Source organism: Deinococcus alpinitundrae (assembly GCF_009982895.1).
Taxonomy (GTDB): Bacteria; Deinococcota; Deinococci; order Deinococcales; family Deinococcaceae; genus Deinococcus; species Deinococcus alpinitundrae.
The window spans coordinates 1-6,644 of record NZ_WXZL01000056.1 but is presented as its reverse complement, the minus strand read 5'-3'; the positions used below and the strand labels follow the sequence as shown (position 1 = coordinate 6,644).

At 57.6% G+C, this 6,644-nt stretch carries 5 protein-coding genes and 1 pseudogene; 3 read left to right on the top strand and 3 right to left on the bottom strand.

The window, feature by feature from the left end; translation table 11 throughout:
* Positions 1 to 456: 456 nt before the first annotated feature.
* A complete protein-coding gene (locus GUI70_RS21910) occupies positions 457 to 1,350 on the top strand; it encodes a DUF2382 domain-containing protein (RefSeq protein WP_161884405.1) in 894 nt (297 codons plus the stop codon).
* Positions 1,351 to 1,388: 38 nt separating this feature from the next.
* Here GUI70_RS21910 and GUI70_RS24760 read toward each other — a convergent pair.
* Both GUI70_RS24760 and GUI70_RS24755 read right to left on the bottom strand, forming a co-directional pair.
* Positions 1,389 to 1,574: pseudogene (locus tag GUI70_RS24760) on the bottom strand (IS5/IS1182 family transposase); the annotation flags it as partial.
* Positions 1,575 to 1,709: 135 nt separating this feature from the next.
* The gene (locus GUI70_RS24755) at positions 1,710 to 1,973 is read right to left on the bottom strand and encodes a transposase (protein WP_237725111.1); all 264 of its coding nucleotides are present in this window, start codon (positions 1,971 to 1,973) and stop codon (positions 1,710 to 1,712) included.
* Positions 1,974 to 2,102: 129 nt separating this feature from the next.
* Here GUI70_RS24755 and GUI70_RS21900 point away from each other — a divergent pair, with 129 nt between their 5' ends.
* Positions 2,103 to 3,410: an IS66 family transposase gene (locus GUI70_RS21900; protein ID WP_161884404.1), complete on the top strand. Its 1,308-nt coding sequence runs from the start codon at positions 2,103 to 2,105 to the stop codon at positions 3,408 to 3,410.
* 28 nt (positions 3,411 to 3,438) lie between these two features.
* Here the strand turns inward: GUI70_RS21900 and GUI70_RS21895 are convergent, their stop codons facing one another.
* Complete coding sequence (locus tag GUI70_RS21895; protein ID WP_161884403.1) at positions 3,439 to 5,241, bottom strand: GAF domain-containing protein; 1,803 nt, start codon at positions 5,239 to 5,241, stop codon at positions 3,439 to 3,441.
* A gap of 528 nt (positions 5,242 to 5,769) precedes the next feature.
* Between GUI70_RS21895 and GUI70_RS21890 the strand changes: the two genes are divergently transcribed.
* Entirely contained in the window at positions 5,770 to 6,150 is a 381-nt protein-coding gene (locus tag GUI70_RS21890; RefSeq protein WP_161884402.1) for a RidA family protein, read from the top strand.
* Positions 6,151 to 6,644 lie beyond the last annotated feature (494 nt).

The window sequence follows — 6,644 nt, the reverse complement described above, 5'->3', positions numbered from 1 at the left end:
TCTTTGAACTCGGCGGTGTACTCGTGTTTGCTGGCAGTCATGTCAGTCTCCATTGTCGATCAGACTGAACTCCTCCTCCACAACACCGTAGCAAGATCAGTAATGCTATGCATGGAAGCAGAGTCCACCGCACGCACCGTGAAAGATTAATGTCTCTGCCGCCCCTACTAAGCAGTTTTTTCTTGCTGAAATGGCAGCGCCCAGTCTTATAGCTATTGGAGCACGAATCCGTAACTCAAACCCCAGGCAGCTATCTGACGGCCAACAGTCCACGTCTGAGTGCAGCACTATATCAGCCCTACAGGGATGTTTCCTCCCGCTGCTAGAAAGATGATCCTAATGATAAGGCTGAGTGTAGAAACGCTCCGCCTTCAACTCAGCTCCAAACGGCTCGGAATCGGCACACTACAGCCAGAAACGCGCCGCATGATCGGCTGCTGTTTGGAGGATCCCACTATGAGTGAAAATGACTTTGTCCGCCTTTCAGATCTGACTCGTGATCAAAGCTACGGCACCAGTGATGAAGGTGTTTACGATCCGACCGGCGACACCGCCTACGGAAGCAACGGTGAGCGAATCGGTACCGTTCGAGACGCCTTGGTCGAGTACGATACAGGGCTTATTCGTTACTTTCTGATCGACGCCAATTCCAAGCAAGTCCTGGTTCCGGTTGGCAATGCCCGCATTGATGATCAGGGTGTGTACTTCGATCAGCTCACCAATGAACAGATGAGTCAGATGCGAACATATAGCTTCGAAGAAGGTTACGGCCCAGAAGCGCAGGCAGCAGATGAGCGCGTACTACGTGGAGCCGGGACAATTGAAGCGACCGGCGAACGCGTCCTTCACGCCGCCCAGAGCAATGTACAGGCCACATCACCTGTTGTGCAGAACGAGGCCCAGAGCAGCCACCACGAGCAAACACTGCGTACGCCCGATAAGTTGCGCCTTCTCGAAGAACGCCTGGTGGTTAACAAAGACCGCTTTGTGGCTGGCAGTGTAGAGATTAGTAAGCATGTCGAAACTCGTCAGGAGCAGGTCAATGTGGCCTTGCAACGCGAGGAGGTCGTTATCGAGCGGCAGCCAGTTACAGAGGCCCGTCCTGCCACCGAGGGCACAGTTCTGGGGGGAGCCAGCGAGACCATTCAGGTGGATCTCGAAGCTGAGCGCGCCAAAGTCGCGAAGGAAGCGTATGTCACCGAAGAGATCGGGTTGGGTAAACGCACGGTGACGGACACCCAAACAGTTCAGGAAACCATTGGCCGAGAAGTGCTGGACGTGACGAAGACAGGCGAAGTCCGTCTGGAAGAGGATCAAACTTCCGTTACCGATCCCAAAACGACGCACTAACACTCCTAAAGTGGGTTTTGAAAGTCGTTTTGGACGACTTAAAGCGCGGCCAGACGGCGGACCATCAAGCGGATCATGACCTGGTCGACAAGGTTCTCCGAGGTTTCGGGGAGGGCTTCAAGATCGCGCCTCATCCGTCTGGATTTCCCCAACCAGGTGAAGGTGCGCTCCACGACCCAGCGGCGCTTGAGCATCACGAAGCCAACGGGTTTCTCGATGATGGGTGCAGGTTGCCCCTTCTCGACCTAGATCCAAACGTTGCCAGACCAGGGGTGCTTGACGACCTCCAAAGTCGAACCCATGACTTGCTTGACCGCAGCGATCAGCTTTCCGCTGTAGCCTGCATCCGCCCAGATGTGCTACAGCTGTGGGAAGACGTTCCGTACCTTGTCAAACAACAGGACCGCGCTAGCACGGTCTTGGAGGTTCGCCCCGTACACCACGACACCTATCACCAAACCCAACGTATCGACCAGCACGTGACGCTTGCGGCCGCTGACCTTCCTCCCGCCGTCGTACCCTCGAGGACCACCGGCCTCGGTGGTCCGTACGGACTGGCGATCAATGATCGCTGGACTCGGCGTAGGATCACGACCCAGAGCCGTGCGAACTCGTTCTCGCAAAAATGACCTTCCGCTAGGTGTGATTTTTAGTATCTGATTACCGGATAGCTGGGTAGCAGTGGGGCGGTCGGCGGGTTAAGGTACAGCGTGGCTGGAGCAAGCGACCCGAAGATAGTGGAGCTGCTGGAAATGATCGGCAAGCTCACCGCTCGGCTCGAGGCGCTCGAAGCAGAGAACGAAGCGCTCCGGTCGGAGAATGGTCGGCTCAAGAAGCGGATTGAGGAACTGGAACGCAAGAGCAAGAAGTACGTCGCTCCCTACAGCTGTGAGCAGCCCAAGGCGGAGCCCAAACCGCCGGGCCGTCATGCTGGGCAGGGGCCATTTGTCTCCAAGCAGCGTCCCAGCCGTGAACAGGTCACCCGGATCGTGGACGTCAAGCTCCAGAATCGCTGTCCGTGTGGCGGTGAGTTGCAGCCGTTCAAGACGGACTTCGCCTTCATCACGGCGCTGCCCGCAGCGCCGCCTCAGGTGACGGCGTACCACCTGGAGGTGGGTCGTTGCGACGTGTGCGGTCGGGCTGTCCGGGCCACGCACCCAGCGGTGGCAGCGGACCAACGCGGTGCCAGTGCCCACCGGCTGAGTCCTGAGGTGTACTGCCTGGCGCACAGCTTGCATTACGACCTGGGGATCCCGGTTCGGAAGGTGCCTGAGGTGCTGCGGTTGACCACCGGATTGAGCGTCAGTCAGAGTGCGCTGACCAGAGATGCGTTGCGCGTGACGCGCAACGCGAGCGTGTTGCAGCGCCAGTACCAACAGTTGCGCGACGATGTGCAGCAGCAGCCCTACGTCCATCAGGATGACACGGGGTGGCGCATTCACGGTCAGCCCGCGTGGTTGCAGGGGTTCAAGACCACGCAGAGCGTGGTCTATCAGATCCGCACGCGTCACACCCACGCTCAGCTGCAGGAACTCGTTCCCAACACGTACCAGGGCACCCTATGCTGTGACCGGTTCAGCACCTATGACCCCGTGAGTCTATCGGAGGTCAAGCAGCAGAAATGCCTGCATCATGTCATCGGTTCGTGCAAACAGGCGCTGAATGTGCAACTTCAGCAGGCCGGACGAGGACGCGCCTACCCGCAGAAGCTGCTCACCGACTTCCACGTTGCCCTTGGGTTGCATCAGCGCTTCCATCTGGGATACTGCACGCTCCTCGAGTACCAACGCCAGGGACGCGAACTCACCGCTCAGATTGAGACGCATCTCGATCAACCTTGTCGTTCGAAGGAAAATCTGCGCCTACAAAAGGGTCTGGTCAAGCATCACCAGAGTACAGTTAAGGCCTCCACTCTATCTATATGTCAAGGCCCCAGCCTCGCTTATGCGGGTGTTGGCGGCAGGGATCTTCTCGATCGTAGCCACAGCGTTGCTGACACTTGGTTCTTGATCAGTGCTCTGGATTCTGAGTCAAGGTGGCGTCGTGAGGAAAAGCGATGAAGAAGGTGGCCCCCTTATCCAGTTGACTCTACCCCCAGATCCGGCCACCATGCCGACTCACAATACGCTGCACCGTCGCCAGTCCCACTCCGCTTCCTTCAAACTCATCACTCCGGTGCAGGCGCTGAAACACGCCGAACAGCTTGTCTGCGAAACGCGGATCATAGCCCACGCCGTTATCCGACACTCTTACGACCACTTCACCTGCTTCCGCATAGGCATGCACACCTATGCGCGCTTCTGTCCGCGGACGGGTGTACTTCACCGCATTGCCCAGAACGTTCTGGAAGACCTGTCGAAGCAGTTTCGGATCGCCAACCACCGCTGGCAGGGTCTCGACCTCCCAACGCACTTGCCGTTGACCCAGTTCCACACTCAGCTCATCTATGACTTCACGCACCAACACGTCGAGCGGCACCAGCACTTCTTTGAAATGAATCATCGTCACTCTTGAAAGATCAAGAAGCCCCTCGGTAATCTCATCCATGCGTTTTGCCGCGTCCTGAATATGGCCAAGCAGCTTGATGGCACGGGAATTGTCAGCATCCAGTTGTCGCTCCAGCAACTCCGCGAAGCTCTTAATGTGCCGCACAGGTGTGCGCAGGTCATGCGACGCAGAGTACGTAAAAGCCTCCAGTCCCGCATTGGCGGCTTCCAACGCCTGGGTGCGGTCCTTGACGCGCTGCTCCAGAACCGTATTCAGTTCAGCGACTTGTTGTTGGGCCTTCTGACGGCTTTCAATTTCCCGCTGCGCTGTTTCATAAAGCTTGGCATTCTCGACAGCGAGCGCGGCTCGGCGGGCGATCTCCAGCGTAAAGGGAATGTCCTCGGTAGTGTAGGTGCGCTCTGCCCGGCTGCTGGCGAGGCTCAGGACGCCCACGACTCCACCAGGCGCGATCATTGGAACGCTCACCAGGGAATGTAGTTCCAGAGCCTGAATTGTGGCGACATACTTCGGGTCAGCGCTGCTGGCCTGGATCATCTCCTCCGTAATCACCGGAAAGAGTTGCGCTTCGCCTGAACGGAACGCCAGGGCACCGCCACCTGAAGAATGGACATTGACCGGGTAGAGCTTCACGAAGTCCCACACCAGATCAAGTTTCTGCTGGTCCTGGTGTGCAATTGCTACGGGGACCAGCAGGTCACCTTCGGGCAATGACAGCGAGCACCAATCTGCCAGGCGAGGGACAGCTAAGATGGTAATGGTTTCGAGGGTCGTCTTGAGGTCAAGTGAAGCGTTGAGTACCGCACTGGCTTCAGAAAGATAAGCGAAGCGCTCCTGGAGCGCCTCCGCCCGATGACGGGCCAGGCGTTCTTGCTGCAAGGCCTGACTGCGGTGAAGTGCATGCGCACATTGCCCTGCAAGAATACGCAGGAAGGTCCGCTCGTATAGCGAGAAGGTTCGGCCTTCCCGAAATGACAGCACCAGGATTCCGAGCGCTTCGTTCCCGACCAGGAGTGGCAAATCAACGACACTTCCGGAGTAATCCCGCAGATGCACGGCAATCTCCGGATAATCCTTCTTGACTTGGTCCAAGCTCTCTAGAAAGAGCGCCTCGCGGCGGTTATAGGCCTCCACAAATGGAAAGTTGGTGGTGAGCGGGACGGACTCCAGAAAAGCGGTCAGTTGCGTAGGATAGGCATACGAGCCGACGAATTCCAGTTCGGTGCCACGACTTGAACGCAGAGAGACGAAGCCGCCGTCGGCCCCGATGGCTTCGATGCCCTCGTCAATCACGGCCCGCACGACATCTTCAGGATTCCGGATGCGCCCCAACAATTCGATGAATTGCAGCCACTCCTGAAGTCTGGTTTCAGTACTCAGAGGCATATGCAGCTTATTGTGCCACTCCTGTGGATGGTTTCAGCTTGTCGCTCACTCGTGTAGGAATTGCCCCAACCCTCCAACGGGTCAAGGCCTGAAAGTGGTGGCCGCCGAGGGCAGCGGCTACGGTATTCATGTCGGTCGAGAAGCACGCTTCCACGAACTTGTGGGGTTATGGAGCGAGGACCGCGCCCAGTTCGTCAGCAGTTTTCTTTTCGGTCATGGATGCGATTCTCCTTTGGTTTATGTGCCGGTGGGGCCCGTCATTGAATACCGGAAACCCAGGGTGGCCTCGACCTGGAGACGCCCATACGAACCCCGCCATGCAAAAATCTATCTTCTCAGGCGGCTTGGTCTTTTGACTTTCGTGGAACTCTACAAAAACAGTTGCACTCTCTTGGGACTCTGGCCGTGAGGGTGGCCGAGCACGCCCTCGTCAACTCTCGATGCAGCAACGGATCGGGAGCGTAAGCTGACTTCACGATCTGGAATCTCTCAGTGGTGTTCTGACCTCAAAGCTCTGAAGGAGACAACATGGCCCGTGACATCGTCTTCACGCCCAAGGCAGCCAAACCGCCGCCGACATACAGTCAGGCAGTCAAGGCAGCCGGTCTGGTATTCGTCTCAGGCACTTCGCCTGTGGATCCCACAACGGGCACGTTCAAAGGCATGACTATTCAGGAGCAGACCAGGCAATGCCTGACCAACATTCAAGCCATTTTGGAGGAAGCTGGGAGCGCTCTGGAGAAAATTGTCAGTGTGACCGTTATCTTGGCAGACGAAGATGATTTTGCCGGGATGAACGAGGAGTGGCTGAAGTGGTTCCCAACCGACCCACCAGCTCGCCAGGGTGCCAAGTTGCCTGTCCGCGTCCCAGGGCTGCTGGTTTCCATCGCGGCCATTGCTGAGGCTTAATTGGCCTGGCGTGACTTTGGTGCTTGATCTGACTACACAGCGCAAAGCTCAGGTACTGGTAAATCGACTGCCTAGCGACCACGGCACACCCTGGGGACCGCACTGCTGACTCTCGTTCCCAGCACATGGAGCCGGGACCAGGCGGGATCAAATGCGAGCTGGCAGTGGGAGTTCGACATGCACGTCAAACTGGTGCACCTCCTGTCCGCAGAGCGGACGCCCATCACGGCTCCCCTTCATGGCCCCGAGTGGGGAGGCGGGCCTGCGGGCCTGGCCGTCGCGCCCGTCGCCGTACACAGCACAGCTCTGGGAAGCTCTGCCGCTTGACCCATGAGAACAAATAGAGAGCGAAGCCAAGGTTCGTATTCACCATCCGGACCTGAACTCCAATCCGTTTATTGATACCTGCTTAAATCGGTCACGCTTGGCTGCCGGAGAGCAATCGGGTCGGGAGTTGAATGTACCGAACACGCTGCCACGCCTGAATGAGTCGT